Source organism: Bacillus sp. FSL P4-0334 (assembly GCF_038004825.1).
GTDB classification, from domain to species: Bacteria; Bacillota; Bacilli; order Bacillales; family Bacillaceae; genus Bacillus; species Bacillus velezensis.
Genome location: NZ_JBBORX010000001.1, coordinates 2,728,869 through 2,745,412, shown reverse-complemented (window position 1 = coordinate 2,745,412; position 16,544 = coordinate 2,728,869). Strand labels below are relative to the sequence as shown.

The 16,544-nt window shown below is 45.2% G+C and carries 20 protein-coding genes; all 20 read right to left on the bottom strand.

Annotated features, from left to right (window positions below; translation table 11 throughout):
• Nucleotides 1-24: 24 nt before the first annotated feature.
• Nucleotides 25-1,161: a flagellar motor switch phosphatase FliY gene (fliY, locus tag NSQ37_RS14075; protein ID WP_076424141.1), complete on the bottom strand. Its 1,137-nt coding sequence runs from the start codon at nt 1,159-1,161 to the stop codon at nt 25-27.
• On the bottom strand, nt 1,151-2,149 hold the full coding sequence (gene fliM, locus NSQ37_RS14070; protein ID WP_003154240.1) for a flagellar motor switch protein FliM: 999 nt from the start codon (nt 2,147-2,149) through the stop codon (nt 1,151-1,153). The genes fliY and fliM overlap by 11 nt, the downstream gene beginning before the upstream one ends.
• 33 nt (nt 2,150-2,182) lie before the next feature.
• Entirely contained in the window at nt 2,183-2,602 is a 420-nt protein-coding gene (gene fliL / locus NSQ37_RS14065; RefSeq protein ID WP_007409784.1) for a flagellar basal body-associated protein FliL, read from the bottom strand.
• On the bottom strand, nt 2,599-2,814 hold the full coding sequence (locus NSQ37_RS14060; protein WP_003154243.1) for a flagellar FlbD family protein: 216 nt from the start codon (nt 2,812-2,814) through the stop codon (nt 2,599-2,601). Before NSQ37_RS14060 ends, fliL begins: the two co-directional genes overlap by 4 nt.
• A 39-nt stretch (nt 2,815-2,853) precedes the next feature.
• Nucleotides 2,854-3,630 (bottom strand): flagellar basal body rod protein FlgG, encoded by a 777-nt coding sequence (flgG, locus tag NSQ37_RS14055; RefSeq protein WP_007409783.1) that lies wholly within the window; start codon nt 3,628-3,630, stop codon nt 2,854-2,856.
• A 24-nt stretch (nt 3,631-3,654) separates the two neighbouring features.
• Complete coding sequence (gene flgD / locus NSQ37_RS14050) at nt 3,655-4,095, bottom strand: flagellar hook assembly protein FlgD (RefSeq protein ID WP_007409782.1); 441 nt, start codon at nt 4,093-4,095, stop codon at nt 3,655-3,657.
• Complete coding sequence (locus NSQ37_RS14045; protein ID WP_168984996.1) at nt 4,096-5,439, bottom strand: flagellar hook-length control protein FliK; 1,344 nt, start codon at nt 5,437-5,439, stop codon at nt 4,096-4,098. It lies immediately after the preceding gene.
• 6 nt (nt 5,440-5,445) lie between these two features.
• Nucleotides 5,446-6,060 carry a MotE family protein gene (locus tag NSQ37_RS14040; protein WP_007409780.1) on the bottom strand — a complete coding sequence of 205 codons (615 nt, stop codon included), beginning with the start codon at nt 6,058-6,060 and terminating at the stop codon, nt 5,446-5,448.
• An 11-nt stretch (nt 6,061-6,071) separates the two neighbouring features.
• Nucleotides 6,072-6,515, bottom strand: a complete 444-nt coding sequence (fliJ, locus tag NSQ37_RS14035) for a flagellar export protein FliJ (RefSeq protein ID WP_003154253.1) — start codon at nt 6,513-6,515, stop codon at nt 6,072-6,074.
• 5 nt (nt 6,516-6,520) lie between these two features.
• On the bottom strand, nt 6,521-7,837 hold the full coding sequence (gene fliI / locus NSQ37_RS14030; protein WP_015239853.1) for a flagellar protein export ATPase FliI: 1,317 nt from the start codon (nt 7,835-7,837) through the stop codon (nt 6,521-6,523).
• Entirely contained in the window at nt 7,834-8,589 is a 756-nt protein-coding gene (fliH, locus tag NSQ37_RS14025) for a flagellar assembly protein FliH (RefSeq protein ID WP_015239852.1), read from the bottom strand. The genes fliI and fliH overlap by 4 nt, the downstream gene beginning before the upstream one ends.
• On the bottom strand, nt 8,582-9,598 hold the full coding sequence (fliG, locus tag NSQ37_RS14020; protein WP_003154256.1) for a flagellar motor switch protein FliG: 1,017 nt from the start codon (nt 9,596-9,598) through the stop codon (nt 8,582-8,584). The genes fliH and fliG overlap by 8 nt, the downstream gene beginning before the upstream one ends.
• Before the next feature lie 12 nt (nt 9,599-9,610).
• A complete protein-coding gene (gene fliF, locus NSQ37_RS14015) occupies nt 9,611-11,221 on the bottom strand; it encodes a flagellar basal-body MS-ring/collar protein FliF (protein ID WP_251248457.1) in 1,611 nt (536 codons plus the stop codon).
• A gap of 42 nt (nt 11,222-11,263) precedes the next feature.
• Entirely contained in the window at nt 11,264-11,584 is a 321-nt protein-coding gene (fliE, locus tag NSQ37_RS14010) for a flagellar hook-basal body complex protein FliE (RefSeq protein WP_007409777.1), read from the bottom strand.
• A gap of 10 nt (nt 11,585-11,594) precedes the next feature.
• Nucleotides 11,595-12,047: a flagellar basal body rod protein FlgC gene (flgC, locus tag NSQ37_RS14005; protein WP_059367001.1), complete on the bottom strand. Its 453-nt coding sequence runs from the start codon at nt 12,045-12,047 to the stop codon at nt 11,595-11,597.
• Nucleotides 12,047-12,436: a flagellar basal body rod protein FlgB gene (flgB, locus tag NSQ37_RS14000; RefSeq protein WP_003154260.1), complete on the bottom strand. Its 390-nt coding sequence runs from the start codon at nt 12,434-12,436 to the stop codon at nt 12,047-12,049. Before flgB ends, flgC begins: the two co-directional genes overlap by 1 nt.
• 353 nt (nt 12,437-12,789) lie before the next feature.
• Nucleotides 12,790-13,569 (bottom strand): GTP-sensing pleiotropic transcriptional regulator CodY, encoded by a 780-nt coding sequence (gene codY / locus NSQ37_RS13995; RefSeq protein ID WP_003154263.1) that lies wholly within the window; start codon nt 13,567-13,569, stop codon nt 12,790-12,792.
• A 37-nt stretch (nt 13,570-13,606) separates the two neighbouring features.
• Nucleotides 13,607-15,010 carry an HslU--HslV peptidase ATPase subunit gene (hslU, locus tag NSQ37_RS13990; RefSeq protein ID WP_007611413.1) on the bottom strand — a complete coding sequence of 468 codons (1,404 nt, stop codon included), beginning with the start codon at nt 15,008-15,010 and terminating at the stop codon, nt 13,607-13,609.
• Between the two features lie 16 nt (nt 15,011-15,026).
• Complete coding sequence (hslV, locus tag NSQ37_RS13985; protein WP_003154267.1) at nt 15,027-15,572, bottom strand: ATP-dependent protease subunit HslV; 546 nt, start codon at nt 15,570-15,572, stop codon at nt 15,027-15,029.
• A gap of 15 nt (nt 15,573-15,587) precedes the next feature.
• The gene (gene xerC, locus NSQ37_RS13980) at nt 15,588-16,505 is read right to left on the bottom strand and encodes a tyrosine recombinase XerC (protein WP_007409774.1); all 918 of its coding nucleotides are present in this window, start codon (nt 16,503-16,505) and stop codon (nt 15,588-15,590) included.
• Nucleotides 16,506-16,544 lie beyond the last annotated feature (39 nt).

The following is a 16,544-nucleotide window of genomic DNA, read 5'->3' as shown; positions in this document are numbered from 1 at the left end:
TCTGTTTCTCTCCTCTATGTTCGCTTATTTTAAATTGTTAAGGCGGTCTGCCTGACTTAAAATATCAGTGACTCTCACGCCGAAGTTTTCTTCTATGACAACGACCTCGCCCTTTGCCACGATCCGCTGGTTGACCAGGATGTCAACAGGTTCACCAGCCAGCTTGTCAAGCTCAATAATGCTTCCCGCAGAAAGTTCAAGGATTTCTTTGACGCTTCTCTTCGTTCTGCCGAGCTCAACCGTAACGGAAAGCGGAATATCCATCAGCATATCAAGGTTATTCCTTGATCCTTGCGCCGCTTCGTTATGATCAAACGCCTGGAATTCTACCGGAGCGACTTGAACAGGAGCAGCTTTTTTTGCGGTTCCCTGTCTCTTCGGAAGCTCGGGTTTTGCCTGCGGCTCCGGCTGCATGGCAGTTTCCGGCTGCGGCGTTTCGTATGTTTCCTGTGGTTCTGATACGGTTTCTGCGGCCTCTGACTCATGCTGGTCTGCAGTCATCAGGTCTGCGATCAGATCTTTCGCAAACGTAATCGGATAAAGCTGCATGATGCTCGAATCGATTAATTCGCCGACTTTCAGACGGAATGACACTTTTACGAGCAGGTCATCCTCAGGTATTCTGTCAGTCCCTTTTTCTTCCGTCACATCCAGAAGTTCAACCCTTGGCGGAGAAATGTCAATCTTTTTACTGAACACGGTCGACATTGACGTAGCAGCCGAGCCCATCATTTGATTCATTGCTTCCTGCACGGCGCTCAGGTGGATTTCACCGAGTGACGGATCGGCGCCCCGGCCGTCCCCGCCGATCATCAAATCCGCGATGATGGCCGCGTCGCTTTGTTCGACGACGAGCAAATTGCTGCCGTCAAAGCCTTCTGTGTAGTTCACTTCAATGGCAACATACGGATGAGGAAATTCATCACTGATTTTGCTTTTTGAAATGACGGTCACACTCGGCGTCGTAATATCCACTTTTTGATTTAAAAGAGTGGACAGCGCCGTAGCCGAGCTGCCGAACGAAATATTCCCGATTTCTCCGATCGCATCGCGCTCAAGTTCAGACAAGTTCGCCCCTTGAGGCTGTTCTGTATCCTCTGACTGACTGCTTGTGCCGTTAAGAAGAGCATCGATTTCATCTTGAGATAATCTATTGTTCATCTTGTTCACCTCTTATGTCGTGATCTAAAATTTGCACTGCCTGTCTTCGATTCACCCGGCCGGCCTGCCCTAAAAACTTCGGTTTGTTTCCGACCAATACAGTAAGAGGATCAGTCACTGATTTGTCCAGAGTTATACAGTCCCCGACTTCCAAACTTAAAAATTCTTCTATTGTCAGTTCAGAAGCGCCCAAGAGAGCCACAACGGGAATTTGAGCCGTCATGATGCGCTTTTCAAGCAACTTCGTTTCTTCGGGCTTCGCTTCATTCCGGTCTGATTGCATCCAATAATGTACGGAAAGCTTAGGGATAATCGGCTCAAGTACGACATGGGGAATACAAAGATTAATGACACCGCTGATTTCACCTATCTGTGTATTGAGAGAAATGACAACGACTGTTTCATTTGGGGAAACCATCTGTACAAACTGAGGATTCACTTCAAATTCAGTCATTTCAGGGTCAATATCAGCAATTGATTGCCACGCTTCTTTGTAGTTGCCCAGTGCATTTTCAAATAAGTTAGAAATAATATTCGTTTCAATTTCCGTAAGGCTGTCAGCTTTGTTATGAGTGATGCCGATGCCTCCCATGACGCGGTCAAGCATTGCGTATGCGATGGTGGGATTAACCTCCATCATGATTCTGCCTTCCATCGGATGAACATCGAATAAATTTAAAATCGTCATGTTCGGTATGGAACGGATAAATTCTTCATACGGCACCTGGTCAACTGAGCTGACGGATATATGAATATACGTTCTGAGCTTGGCGGAAAAGTGTGTTGTGAGAAGCCTCGCAAAGTTATCATGTATCCGGGTTAAACTGCGTATCTGATCTTTCGAGAATCTGAGAGCCCGTTTAAAATCATATACCTTTACTTTTTTCTCTTTAACTTCCTTTTTCAGCTCTTCCGCATCCGCCTCACCCGTGGAAATGGCGGAAAGCAGTGCGTCTATTTCATTTTGGGAGAGAACTTCTCCTGACATTTTCTTCACCTCCGTATTCTGTCAAATTTGTTTTTATTGCAGATTAAAGGAGGTAATGTACACTTTCTGAACTTTTCCTTCTTGGAGATAGCTGTTTACTTTCTCTTTTAATGATTGTTTAAACGCTTCTCTTCCTTTATCTCCCTCAATCTCTCCGGCGCTTGTGCCGGCTAAAATGGAAATGATGTTGTCTTTCACCTGAAAATCGCGTTTTTCAAGTTCTTCCTTCGCTTTAGCCGAGTCGGTTTCAAGCTTGATGCCGATACGGATGATGCTGTCAGACTTTAAGTTTGTCGTGATATCGTCGACAGACACAGTGGCTGCAACGACTTCGTCAATTGTCGGCTTTTTATCTTTGCCGGAATGTCCGCTGACGACAAAATATGCTGCCGTTCCGAGGCCGGCGATGACAATTAAAATAATCAGCAAAATGATGACTAATTTTTTCTTCATTCTTCTTCCTCTATTCCCTGATCCAGTGAAAATATTTGTATGCTATGGTAAAACGATATGACTTTTTTGAGAACTGCTTCTTCCGGTTCTTTCACTACGAACTTTTTGCCGTTGGACAGTGTAATCGTCGTGTCGGGGAAGCACTCAATCTGTTCGATAAACAGCGCGTTCAGCGTAAAAGGCTGGCCGTTTAAACGGGTGACTTGAATCATGCAATCCGGAGAAGCGGCCTAACCGCCTCTCCTCCCTCCTTACCGTTTCAGATTAACCAGCTCCTGAAGGATTTCATCTGAAGTCGTAATGATTTTTGAGTTTGATTGGAAACCCCGCTGAGCAACGATCATTTCGGTAAATTCATCTGTCAGATCTACGTTTGACATTTCAAGATAGCCTGCCAAAAGCTTACCCGTTCCGTTTTCGCCCGGAGTGGTGACTGCGCTTGCAGCTCCTGAACTTAATGATTCTCTGTAAAGGTTTCCTCCGATTTTTTCCAAACCGGCGCTGTTAGGGAACGTGACCAGACCGATTTGTCCGGCATCATGAACCTCATCCCCTGCATCAGTGTATGTAACGGTTCCGTCTGCACCGATGCTGTAATCTTTCGCATCAGTCGGAATATTGATTTTGCCGCCGCCGATTTTTTCAAGATAGTACCCGTCAGTCGTAACAAGGTTCCCTTGATTGTCCTTTCCGAAATTCCCCGCACGTGTGTAAACAATTCCCGCACCTGTATTAATCTGAAAGTAGCCGTCTCCGTCAATGGCTAGATCGGTTTTATTCTGTGTAGCCTGCGGGGCGCCGGTTGAATGAACAACATCAATGGAAGAAGTCGCGGCACCCAAGCCGATTTGTTTTGAATTGGTCACGTTTGAACCGCCGGCGACTGTCTGGCTGATCATATCTTTAAATGTAACGCGGCTTTTCTTAAATCCCACTGTGTTGACGTTGGCGATATTATTGCCGATTACATCTAGTTTTGTCTGAAAGTTTTTCATGCCGCTGATACCGGAATATAATGAACGTAACATGTTAAATTCCCCCTGAGTTTCTTATTATTTAGATGTTTCGCTGACGGCCGTGACATTCCACGGACTGACCTCTTTGCCGTTTTCAAGCACGAGCACGTAATTGCCGTTTGAATGCTTGACTGAATTGACTGGGCTTGTCTGATCCTTCCCGTCGCTGTCGCTGAATGTGACATTTTTGCCGATCCAGTTCACATACATCGTAAACGGATCTTGATTTTCTACAAATTTAGTCATCGTCGTATTCATATTCATCATTTGCTCCAATGAAGAAAATGTCGCCATCTGGCTGATGAATTCTTTGTCATCAACCGGATTGAGCGGGTCCTGGTTTTGAACCTGTGTCATTAAGATCTTCAGAAATTCGTCTTTCCCTAAATTCGTGCTGCTGTTTACTGCGGAGGTGCTCTTCGCGCTTGAAGTGGTTGAAGCGCCCGCCGCGGCATAATCCGAGTTTACTGATGTCAACTATTCTTCCTCCATTTCATTGAGAGAAAGCTCCTCCAGCATATCTCCGAAATCGCCTGACTGCTGCTGGTTCTTCTGCTCTCTCTGTCCCTGATGCTGCTGTTTATTGTGATCGGCCGTCTGCCCGTAAACAGGCTGCTGATCCCCGCTTTGAAGCGGGACTGTAAAACGGTCGACCTGGACCGACATATTCGGAAGCGACTGTTTCAGCTGAGGAAGATGCTGTTCCAGCAGCTCTTTCGCGGACTGGCTGGATGCGATTATTTTGCTTTGAAACATCCCGTTTTCATTTGTCACCTTAATTGTGACAAATCCGAGGTTCTCGGGATTAAGACGAATCGTAAAGCTTCCGGTTGTTTTCCCGAAAGGCGTGTATTTCATCTGTTTCCAGCCGCTGATGACCTGTTCCGTTAACGGTTTATTTTCTGCCGGCTGCTGTTCAGCTCCTGCGGACGTTTGCTGAATGCCGGCAAGGCTTCTCGTTCCCGAAAACAGTATATGTGCAGACAATTTGCTGTCAGGCGCCTTTGCGTGAGAAACCGTGCCGCCGTTTTGCTGTTCTGTTTTCCCGGCTGACTCTTGGGATGATTCAGATGATTGAGATAACACAAAAGCTTTCAGCTCAGTTTCAGCCATATCCCATTCCTTTGTTCCCTTTTGAGAAAGGCCCGCAAGCTGCTCCGCGACGCTTTGAAAGCTCTTCAGCTCAGCGGCTGTCATGGAGTAAAGTTTAGATGCAGATTCGTTTTTCGGAAAAAATGTCTGCCGCAGGTCTTGAATCACGCGGTCCGGAACGCCTTGTTTTTTCAATGCCTCTAATAAACGGGCGCCTTCCTGGTAAACCGCCTTTGCCTGCGCGCTGTCAGGCAGTTCCTGCTGAGATGTGAAGAGCTGGGATACGGCTTCTTGAATGAAAAGCAGCCCCTTCTCAAGCGCATCCTTGACGGAATCCCCGTCTTTTGCGGAAGAATCCGTCTCATCCGTTTCAGGCTTCGCCCCATGCTGTTTTCCCGCTAACATGTCTTCAACAGATCCGGCAAGCTGTTTCAATAAAGGAAGAGCTGTTTCAGCCGTCTGCTTTCCTTCAAGAGCTTTTAACGCCTCAAGCAGCTGTTTTAGCCGCAATTCTTTATCTTCCGGGCCGGCTTTCAGCCAATCACCGATTTTCGATAGGGCATCATTCAGCTCAGCGTCACTTGTTTTTGTTTCATCTCCGGGCTGCCGGGGAGAAGTGATTTCCGACAGGAGCCAGTTCTGAAATAGACCTAAGCTGTTTACATTCATCTTCACATTGCTGTTTTGCACAGTCTGCGTACGATTACCCGTTAATTCAAGCAGCTTCAACTTACATCACTCCTTATTTCCGTCAGCGGATAGTTTTTCTGTATATTTAGCCGCTTGTTCAGGAGTCATTTTCGTCAAGATTTCAGCAAGCTGCTTTTTACTTAATCCGTTTAAAATATCGAGGGCTTCTTTTTCTTTCAGCTTTACGATAATGCTTGCCGCTTTACCGCTGTCCATACTTTTATAGATGTTGATCATTTTATCTTTTCCGGCTGAATCCGCAGCGTCTTTTTTCGTTTCATCCGTCTTCGTTTTCTGCTGCTGTTCAGCTTCCTGTTTCAGTGAACGGATTTTCTGATTCAGATTATCGATTTCGGACTTGCTTGTGTCTAAATCTTTATTCAAAATGTTAATTTCACTTTTTTGTTCCTTTATGGTCTTTTCAAGAGAAGCCGTTCTGTCTTCCTTCTGCTTTTCCGCCGCGCTTTTCATTTCTTTCGTTTCGGGAACCAATTCTTTTAAAACAGGCGTTTTAGCGGCTGTTTCCTGAATCGGCTTCATTACATCAACGCCGGCAGCCCAAAGGATGATGCTTGCGACGATGATCAGAAAAATCAGCGGGATCATGATAAAAAGCAGGATTGAACCGAACTTTCCAGATCTCTTTTCTTTATCGGCCATTTCATTCGCTCCTAATGCCCCTGAATCATAAACTGCTTGATTGAAATGTCGTCCATTTCCCTCATCTCTGCAGCTTTGTCTTCAAGTGCGAACATATTAAATTGTTTTTCCCGCATTTTTTCAAATTTCTTTACTTCAATGTTTTTTTCGGTGAGCTGTTCCTGCTTCTCATTCATTTCATTTCGTTTCATGATGACAAGCTTTTGATAATGATAGATGGTGTTCTCAAGATTGGAAACGAATTGCTGATAATGTCTCATTTCCTGAACACTCATCCCGCATTTCAGCTTTGATTCTTTGTCTTTTTCGAGCAATTCTTTTTTGCTCATATTTTCATATAGTTTTTCAGCCACTGTCTCAAATTCAGAAACCGATTGTCTGTATTCAGTCAATGTTTGGTCTTTTTCATTTTCTTTTAATTCCAGCAGCTTTTGAAATCTGAATTGGTATGCCACGATGTTTATTCCTCTTTTCCTGTCAGACTCGTCAATGCCGCAATGCTGTCTTCCAATTGAGCAGGTTCTTCCGTTCCTTGTTTTAAAAATTGAATAAGCTGCGGATAAAACTGAATCGCTTCATCAATTTCTCTTGATGATCCTCTTTTGTAAGCTCCGATATTAATGAGATCTTCAGAGTTTTGATAAGTTGACAGAAGATCGCGGAATTTGTTGGCCGCCTCTATATGCGATGTGTCTGAAATATTAGACATGACCCTGCTGATGCTTTTCAGGATGTTCACGGCCGGGAACTGCCCTTTGTTGGCAAGCGCCCGATCGAGAACGATATGCCCGTCTAATATTCCGCGCACCGTATCGGCAATCGGTTCGTTCATGTCATCTCCGTCTACGAGAACCGTATAAAAAGCGGTTATCGTTCCTTGTTCATTCGCGCCCGTTCTTTCCAGCAAACGGGGCAAAATAGCGAACACAGAAGGTGTATATCCTTTTGTTGTCGGCGGTTCTCCCGCTGCCAGGCCGATTTCCCGCTGAGCCATCGCGACCCTCGTGACAGAGTCCATCATGAACATCACATTCCGGCCTTTATCGCGGAAGTACTCTGCAATGGCGGTGGCCGTATACGCCGCTTTCAAACGCATTAAGGCAGGCTGATCAGAGGTCGCGACTACGACTATCGAGCGTTTCAGGCCTTCTTCACCTAAATCCTTCTCGATGAATTCACGCACCTCGCGCCCCCGTTCCCCGACGAGTGCGATAATGTTTAAATCAGCTTCAGTCTGCTTCGCGATCATTCCCATCAGGGTGCTTTTTCCGACTCCGCTTCCGGCAAAAATCCCGATTCTCTGCCCTTTTCCTACCGTCAGCAGACTGTCAATCGATCTGACACCGACACCCATCTTTTCCCGTATCGGCGGGCGTTTCATCGGGTTTGGCGGCGGCTGTTCCGTCGAAACGGGGGACAAACCTTTCGGAAGCGCCCGGCCGTCAAGAGGCTCGCCGAACGCGTCGACAACTTGTCCGATTAAACCCGCGCCTACTTTGATGCGGAGCGACTCGCCAGTGGCCTCCACAATGCTGCCCGGCGCGATGCTGGCCGCTTCCAGATAAGGCATTAACAGAATGTTTTCATCTTGGAAGCCTACAACCTCAGCTTTAATCGCTTTTCTCGCATGGCCTTTCGGATAAATGAGACAAACATCTCCGATTGAGCTTTCGGGCCCTTTTGATTCAATCATCAGCCCGATGACCCGTTTAACCTTGCCGTAGCGTTTGTACGGATCCGCTGTTTCAATTGAGTCTATTAAATACTGTGTCTTCATTGCTCCGCTCCCGCCTCAAGCGCCGTTAAAAGCTTTTGCTTTAATTGCATCAGCTGGGTGTCTATGCCTGCATCAACCCGTCCGAACGGAGTTTCTATCGAGCACGTTCCCTTCGCGGCTTTTTCATCGGCATATAAGCTTAATCTGCATTCTTTGTATAACAGCTGCTGAATTTCGTCCATATGCTGATGAACCGTCTCATAATATTCAGGGTCCACATAGATGGAGATGTCATCATAATCTTTTACTTCGGCTACTACCTGTTTGACCAGCAGAAGGAAAGCCTCTTTATCATCACTTTTTTGCCGCCATACTTTTTTAGCGAGCGCAACGGAAAGCTCAATGATTTCTTCCTCAGCGCTTTCCAGTTTTTCCTCGACTGACTGTCTCGCCATTTCCATAACGGCATTGGCCCGGCTGATGAGATTGGCGTATTCAGCTTGAGCCTCGGCTTTTCCCAATGCCATGCCTTCTTCATATCCTTCTGCCTTTGCTTCTTCTATCAATCTTTGTTTTTCTTCCGCCCAGCGGTTTTTCTCTTCTTCAATCTGCAGAAGAGTGTGCTCTAATTGATTTTTCGCTTCTTCAGACACCCTGTCGGCTTCGGCCTTGGCAAAAGCCATGAGAGCCTCCGGATTTTCGGGTTCCTCCCGGTCTGGATGGGAATGTGTTTTCCTGACTTCCTGCAAGGAAAGCTTGCGCCGTTTTTGTTCAGGAGAAAATGATGATTGCTGTTTAATGATATTAGACAATAATATCGTCTCCTCCGCCTCGCGCGATTACAATTTCTCCGGCTTCTTCCAGCTTGCGGACGACGCCCACGATTCTTGATTGCGCCTCTTCCACATCACGCAAACGCACAGGCCCCATAATTTCCATTTCCTCTTTAAACGTTTCAACCATACGCTGTGACATATTGCTGAAGACGATCTCTTTGACTTCCTCGCTCGCAACCTTCAATGAAAGCAGGAGGTCGTCGTTTTCAACATCTCTGATCACGCGCTGAATCGCACGGTTATCAAGGGTGACAATATCTTCAAAGACAAACATCCGTTTTTTGATTTCATCCGCCAATTCAGGATCTTGGATTTCTAATGAATCAAGGATCGTTTTTTCCGTTCCTCTGTCTACGCCGTTTAACACTTCAACAACGGCTTCTATGCCGCCGGTCTGCGTATAATCCTGCGTAAAGGAGGAGGACAGCTTTTGTTCAAGGACCCGCTCCACTTCATTTATGATTTCAGGAGACGTTCTGTCCATAACCGCAATCCTTCTTGCCACCTCAGCCTGAACGTCCGGGTTCAGCTCAGACAAAATCTGTCCGGCCTGCACCGGGTCAAGGTAGGATAAAATCAGCGCCATCGTTTGCGGATGTTCCTGCTGAATGAAATTTAAAATCTGTTCGGGCTCCGCTTTTCTCGCGAAATCAAACGGCTTTACCTGCAAAGAAGAGGTGAGCCTGTTTAAAATGCTTACCGCTTTGTCTTCTCCGAGCGCTTTTTCAAGCACTTGGCGGGCGTAATTTAAACCGCCTTGTGAAATATAGTCCTGAGCGATTGCGATATTATGAAATTCTTCAATGATTTCATCTTTTCTTTGATGATCGACGCTTCTGACTCCCGAAATCTCGAGTGTCAATCTTTCAATTTCTTCTTCAGACAAATGCTTGTACACAGAAGCTGATACATCAAGGCCTAAGGAAATCATGAGGATGGCTGCTTTTTGTTTTCCTGTAAGCTTGTTCTGATCACGTTTCGCCATTTTCCATTCCCCCTAATCCTCGTCCAGCCAGCTTCGAAGCAATTTAGCAAAGTCTTCCGGTTTTTCTTTAGCCATTTTTTCAAGCTGTTTTCGTCTGACTGTTTCTTCCGTTTCAATTTTCTCTTCGTTGATATCAGGCAATCGAACCGGCTCGGGCGGTGTTTCATATTCATATTCTTCGTATTCATCCTCTTGTGAGCGTTTCTTTCTGATGAGGAGAATAATAAGCAGAATAATGGCCGCAAGCAGTACGCCGCCTGTAATGTATACCCAGATCGGAAGACCTGAAGATTGTGCCGAATCTGTGTTCAGGCTTGTTTTTCCGTCAAACGGCTGAACGGATACAACGATTTTATTGTTGATATCATTGTCTGTCAGGTTTTGATTTTGCGTTTCGTTTTTATCAAGAGACGTTCTGACGACCGTTCCTAAAATCTTCTGTATATCAGCCTGTCTCTGTGCTGATAAGGAAGCGGCATTTTTCGGATTAGGCGGCTCCACCATGACCTGAATGCCTAAATCACGCACTTTATACGGGCTTTCAGCGATTTCTTTATGAATGCGGTTGACTTCATAGTTGATTTTATTGCTGCTTTTTTCGTAGTCCCCGCTGTTTGAACCGCCGTTTGTCTCGGCATAGTTCGCGGTGTCATTGCTTCCCGTTCCGGCCGTGCCGCCGTTGGCCGCGCCGTCGCCTTTATACGTTTCCGCAACTTTTTCGGCGCTTACCGCTATGCCTTCCATGTTATCTTTATCGACAGGTTCGACAGTGTCTTCAGTGCGTTTTTCCTTCGTGAAGTCAACATCCGCCGTCACGGAAACAACGACCTTATCCTGCCCCATCATTGTGCCGAGCAGTGACTGAACATGTTTTTGAATGTCCTTTTCGACCTGCGACTTAATACCTTGCTGAGAAGCATAACTGTCAGAAACGGACCCTGCACCGCTGTCACTTTTGTCATAATATGTAGAATTTTGATCCATTATGACGATATTATCTTCTTTTAAGTTCGGAACACTTTTAGAAACGAGATGGTACAGCCCGTTGATCTGGTTTTGATCAAGCGAGTAGCCCGGTTTCATCTGCAAAACGATTGATGCGGACGCTGCCGGCTGATCTTCACCGACGAACACGGCTTCTTTCGGCATATTGATCATGACCTTCGAGCTTTTAATACCGTCCATTTCATTTATCAGGTTTGCCAATTCGGTCTGAGTCGCCTCAACCTTTAAAACGTCAAACTCATTATCCGTCAGGCCGAAGCCCGCATTTTGTCCGAAAAACGAATAATCAATTGATCCCGTTTTCGGCAGGCCTTCCGCGGCAAGCTGGACTTTAAGCGAATCCACTTGGCTCTCAGGAACCTTAATGACCGTGCCGCCGTCAGCAAGTTCAGAAGACACCTTTTTCGTATCGAGCTCTTCTTTAATCTTCCCCGCTTCTTCCGCGGACAAATCTTTATAAAGAGGCACCATCTTTTCAGACGAAGTAAAAATAATAACGACGATGAGTAAAATAATGAATGCGGCCAAGCCGCTTACCATGAGTATCTTCTGTGTTTTTGATCTGTTGTTCCAAAACGCTGCCGTTTTGGTTTTCATTTGCATTAGAGTACGATTCATGTTAACCCCCGGTCATTCCAGTCATTCTCTTCAATCTGACCACTACATCTGCATTCTCATGATTTCCTGATAGGCTTCCACGGCTTTATTGCGGAATTCGGTAGCGGCCGTCAGAGAAATATTTGCTTTTTGGGCAGCGATCATGACCTCGTCAAGGTTTACATCCTTTCCTGCAGCCAGTTCGTTCGTTATTTGGTCAGATTTCACTTGTGACTCATTTAACGAATCAATAGAGTTTTTTAAAAGCTCCGAAAAGCTTGTTTGGTTTGAAGAATCAGTTTTTTGAGTTTGGTTTAATTGATTCGTTACGTTTTGAGTATTTTGGGTTTGTTGAAGCTGAAAAGGAGTAATAGCGTTAACCACTTACATCACCTTACTTTCCGATTTCTAACGCCTTCAAAAGCATGCCTTTGGAGGCGTTTAATGCAGTTACGTTTGCTTCATATGATCTCGAGCTGCTGACAAGATCCACCATTTCCTTTAATGGATCTACATTTGGTTTTTGTACATATCCGTCTTTATTCGCATCAGGATTCTCCGGATCATAAACGAGATTAAAAGCGGACGGGTCTTCCGTAACACCAGATACCTTTACGCCATTTCCCGCGCTTCCTGTTCCGTTCATCTTGGAATGTAAAAGGGACGAAAATGATTCGCCTCCGGATTGGAGAGATACCAGCTTTCTTCTGTAAGGCACCCATTCGCCATTTATCTGCTTCGCTCTCGTTGTATCCATATTGGCCAGGTTGGACGATACGACGTCCATCCGGACACGCTGTGCAGTTAAAGCGGAACCCGAAATATTTAAGCTTTGAAAGCCACTCATTATTTTCCTCCTGTCAAGACGGTTTTCAGAGAATTGAATTTGCCGCTCATTCTTTCAACCAAAGCCTGATAATTAATTTGGTTTTCGGCTAAATCTGTCATTTCTTTGTCGATATCGACATTGTTTCCGTTTTGCTGGTACGATGTATCACTGCTGGACACGATAGAATAATCGTCCCCCGAACCCGTAAAGTCAACGTGCCGATAGTCGGTTTTTACAGCCTCAAGATTGGATGTTTCCTGATCTAACAAATTTCGGAAAGAGACTTTTTTTGCCTTATAGTTCGGTGTATCTATATTGGCGATATTATTAGTTAAGACTTTTTGCTTAATGTCCGCTCTCCCCAAGGCATTCTCAAGATTTTGTATGGTTCCAGAAAATAAGTCCAAATCCACTTACCTCCATTTCAGATATTTTTCTCCTAAAAATCCTTGTCGAGAATTGTAAAACCATATGCTTATTGTAAGAAATAACAGGCTTAAAGTCTATGAAGTTAGGCTAAAAAAAAGTGCTCAATTATATCTATTTTGCATGTAGGTATTAAGTCCTAGAATATTTGTACTACAAGGATTTGTTTAATATAAGACTGAAAATAGCAGAATTTCTGTTTCTTCCTCCTTTTTTCACACAGCAAGATGGATTATCTCAGATCAGATTCCAATAAGCAACTTTAAACTGCAACTTTTCACCTATTGTCCATAAAAAAAGCAGAACCCCCATTTTTAGGGATCCTGCTTTTGTCTTAATGAGATTTAAGGTTTTCCAATTCAATAAGGAATTTGTTGTTCAGAACTTTAATGTACGTTCCCTTCATTCCCAGTGATCTGGATTCAATGACGCCTGCGCTTTCCAGCTTTCTCAGCGCGTTAACGATTACTGAACGCGTAATGCCGACACGATCCGCAATCTTACTTGCCACAAGCAAGCCTTCGTTTCCGTCAAGCTCTTCAAAGATATGCTCAATCGCTTCAAGTTCACTGTAAGACAGAGAACTGATCGCCATTTGAACAACCGCTTTGCTTCGTGCCTCTTCTTCGATTTCTTCCGCTTTTTCTCTTAAAATCTCCATTCCTACAACGGTTGCTCCGTATTCAGCAAGAATGAGATCATCATCTTCAAATTGATCCTGCAGACGGGACAGAATGAGCGTGCCCAGTCTCTCTCCTCCGCCGATGATCGGCACGATCGTTGTTAAGCCCGCTTGGAACAGGTCTCTGTTTTCCACAGGAAACGCCGTGTATTCGCTGTTGATATCAAGGTTTGAAGACGTCTCCGGAACATTGAACAGATTTCTCGTGTACTCTTCCGGGAACTGGCGGTCTTCAAGCATTTTTTTCATGCGGTCATTTTCAATCTGCTGATTAATAGAGTAGCCCAAAAGCTTTCCTCTTCGGCTGACGACGAAAATATTAGAATCAATGACGTCACGAAGCGTTTCAGCCATTTCTTTAAAGTTTACGGGTTTGCCTGCCGCAGCCTGCAGCATACTGTTAATAATTCGTGTTTTTTGTAGTAAAGCCATGATAAATAATCCTCCTAGAATTCCTCTTATTAAATTTTCACAATATAAATTGACTTAGATCTTTGTTGTTTGCAATCGTTCCGAGCTTTTCTTCAACGTATTGCGGCGTGATGGCGACTTTTTCCATCGTCACGTCCGGCGCTTCAAACGACAGGTCTTCCAAGAGACGTTCCAATATCGTGTGAAGCCTTCTCGCTCCGATGTTGTCCGTATCCTGATTCACATGATAAGCCACTTCGGCGATCTTACGAATAGCTTCGTCAGAAAATTCAAGAGATATACCTTCTGTCTGCAATAAAGCCTGATATTGTTTTAACAGCGCGTTATCGGGTTCGACGAGAATCTTCACAAAATCATCTACCGTCAGCTTGCTCAATTCTACACGAATCGGAAAGCGGCCCTGCAGCTCCGGAATCAGATCAGACGGTTTGGCCATATGGAATGCCCCGGCTGCGATAAACAGCACGTGATCTGTTTTGACGGAGCCGTATTTCGTGACGACGGTAGATCCTTCGACAATCGGAAGGATATCTCTTTGAACGCCTTCTCTCGATACATCTGCTGAGGAAGAAGCCCCTCCGTTTTTTGCGATTTTATCTATTTCGTCAATAAAGATAATGCCGCCCTCTTCAGCTCTTAACACGGCCTCTTGGCCGACTTCATCCATATCGATTAATTTGCCTGCCTCTTCATTGGTCAGAACCTTCCTTGCTTCTCTGACCGTCATTTTGCGGCGTTTTTTCTTTTTTGGCACCAGATTGCTCAGCGCATCCTGCATATTCATGCCCATCTGCTCCATCCCGGAGCCTTGCAGCATGTCAAACATCGACGGCTGCTGCTCTTCCACCTCTACGGAGACGTAATGGTCTTCGAGCTCTCCCAATGCGAGCTGATGCGCCATGCGCTTTCTTTTCTCTTCAAGGCTTGCTTCTTCCTGCTGGTCGGCTTCATCATCATTTGCCGCCTGGCTTCCTCCGAAAAGCATTTCAAACGGATTTTTCACACCCGCTTGTTTTTTCTTTCCCGGAACGAGAAGCCGCACTATACGTTTGTTTGCATTTTCTTCAGCCTGTTCTTTCACTTCGCTGATTTTTTCTTCTTTAATGAGCCGAACGGATGTCTCAACGAGGTCTCTGACCATTGATTCGACATCTCTGCCTACATAGCCGACTTCTGTAAATTTTGTCGCTTCAATTTTTATAAATGGCGCACCGGTAAGCTTGGCGATCCTTCTGGCGATCTCTGTTTTCCCCACCCCGGTCGGGCCCATCATCAGGATGTTTTTGGGAACGATCTCGTCTCTCAGTTTTTCATCAAGAAGACTTCTGCGATAGCGGTTTCTTAATGCCACGGCGACAGCTTTTTTCGCATCCTGCTGTCCTACAATGTATTGATCCAACCGATCTACGATTTGTCTCGGTGTTAACGGTTTGTTTTCCATGCGCCTCAAGTCCTTTCTATTCAAGTTCTTCCAAAATGATCTGATCGTTTGTGTACACACAAATCTCGCCCGCGATTTTCAAAGCGGCTTTTGCAATATCTTTGGCGGACAGATTCTCTCCGGCATAGGTTTTCAGCGCTCTTCCTGCTGACAGGGCGTAGTTTCCGCCGGAGCCGATTGCCAAAATGCCGTCATCCGGCTCAATCACTTCACCTGTTCCCGATACGAGAAGCAAGGTATCCTGGTTCATGACAATCAGCATGGCTTCCAGCTTGCGCAGCACTTTATCGCTGCGCCATTCTTTCGCAAGCTCAACCGACGCACGTTTTAAATTGCCGTTGTATTCTTCAAGCTTCGCCTCAAACATTTCAAAAAGTGTGAAAGCGTCTGCAACAGATCCCGCAAATCCGGCCAGAACCTTTCCGTTAAACAGCTTTCTCACTTTTCTCGCGGTATGTTTCATGACTACAGCCTGACCGAATGTGACCTGGCCGTCTCCTGACATAGCGCTTTTCCCGTTATGCTGGACGGCAAAAATCGTTGTCGCATGAAAAGATGACATGAGAAGGGCCTCCTTTTAATTTTCTTTAAAAGCTCTCGGGTGGTGGGACATATATGTGTTTCTCAGCATTTCCTTCGATACATGTGTGTATATCTGCGTAGAAGACAGATTGGAATGGCCCAAAAGCTCCTGGACGCTTCTTAAATCAGCCCCTTCATTCAGCAGATGAGTCGCAAACGTGTGCCGAAGCATATGCGGGTGTATATGTAAAGTGCCGGATGCTTTTTTTACAAGCCCGCTTAAAATATACCGGATTCCTCTGGCGGTCAGCGGGCCGCCTCTTTGATTGACAAACAGCACATCATGAGGCTCTTTTGCTTTTTCAAGCAGGCACTGCCTTCCGCTGTTGATATACAGCTCCAGCGCATCACGGGCATATGAGCCGAACGGGATATAGCGCTGCTTCTTGCCTTTCCCGTGAACGAGCACCGTATCCATGAACAGGTCAAGATCGCCGACAGTGAGCGTACAGCACTCACTGACCCTCATTCCGGTCGCATAAAGAAGCTCAAGCAGGGCCTGATCGCGCATCCCTGACGGCTGACTTCTGTCTGAAACAGCGAATAGTTCCTCAAGTTCTTTTTCATAAAGAAACTTCGGAATCCGTTTCTCTTGTTTCGGCAGATGAACAAGCTGAAACGGATTCTCTTCAACAAGCTTTTCCCTCATTAAAAATTTATAGAAGCTTCTCAAAGCTGAAATTTTCTTGCTGATTGTTTTTCTTGACAGGCCTTTTTCATAAGCCTCTGTCAAAAATATTCTCACATCATGATATGCAGCTTCTTTCATTCCATTTATATTTTGAGCATGCAGAAACATCCCAAATTCTTCAATCGAATTAACATAATTCACAATAGTATATTGTGAATAATTTTTTTCAATTTGTAAATATTCAACGAATAACTTTAAAAAAAAGTTAACATTCTCAGTCATTATGAAGACCTCCCTCTCCGAAGGGCTTTTAAATGGTAT

Coding starts and splice junctions, on each gene's coding strand:
- fliY (WP_076424141.1), bottom strand. CDS start 1,161: ATGAACAATAGATTATCTCAAGATGAAATCGATGCTCTTCTTAACGGC.
- fliM (WP_003154240.1), bottom strand. CDS start 2,149: ATGTCAGGAGAAGTTCTCTCCCAAAATGAAATAGACGCACTGCTTTCC.
- fliL (WP_007409784.1), bottom strand. CDS start 2,602: ATGAAGAAAAAATTAGTCATCATTTTGCTGATTATTTTAATTGTCATC.
- NSQ37_RS14060 (WP_003154243.1), bottom strand. CDS start 2,814: ATGATTCAAGTCACCCGTTTAAACGGCCAGCCTTTTACGCTGAACGCG.
- flgG (WP_007409783.1), bottom strand. CDS start 3,630: ATGTTACGTTCATTATATTCCGGTATCAGCGGCATGAAAAACTTTCAG.
- NSQ37_RS14040 (WP_007409780.1), bottom strand. CDS start 6,060: ATGGCCGATAAAGAAAAGAGATCTGGAAAGTTCGGTTCAATCCTGCTT.
- fliI (WP_015239853.1), bottom strand. CDS start 7,837: ATGAAGACACAGTATTTAATAGACTCAATTGAAACAGCGGATCCGTAC.
- fliG (WP_003154256.1), bottom strand. CDS start 9,598: ATGGCGAAACGTGATCAGAACAAGCTTACAGGAAAACAAAAAGCAGCC.
- fliF (WP_251248457.1), bottom strand. CDS start 11,221: ATGAATCGTACTCTAATGCAAATGAAAACCAAAACGGCAGCGTTTTGG.
- flgC (WP_059367001.1), bottom strand. CDS start 12,047: ATGAGTGGCTTTCAAAGCTTAAATATTTCGGGTTCCGCTTTAACTGCA.
- codY (WP_003154263.1), bottom strand. CDS start 13,569: ATGGCTTTACTACAAAAAACACGAATTATTAACAGTATGCTGCAGGCT.
- hslU (WP_007611413.1), bottom strand. CDS start 15,010: ATGGAAAACAAACCGTTAACACCGAGACAAATCGTAGATCGGTTGGAT.
- hslV (WP_003154267.1), bottom strand. CDS start 15,572: ATGTCATCTTTTCATGCGACAACGATTTTTGCCGTCCAGCATAACGGG.
- xerC (WP_007409774.1), bottom strand. CDS start 16,505: ATGACTGAGAATGTTAACTTTTTTTTAAAGTTATTCGTTGAATATTTA.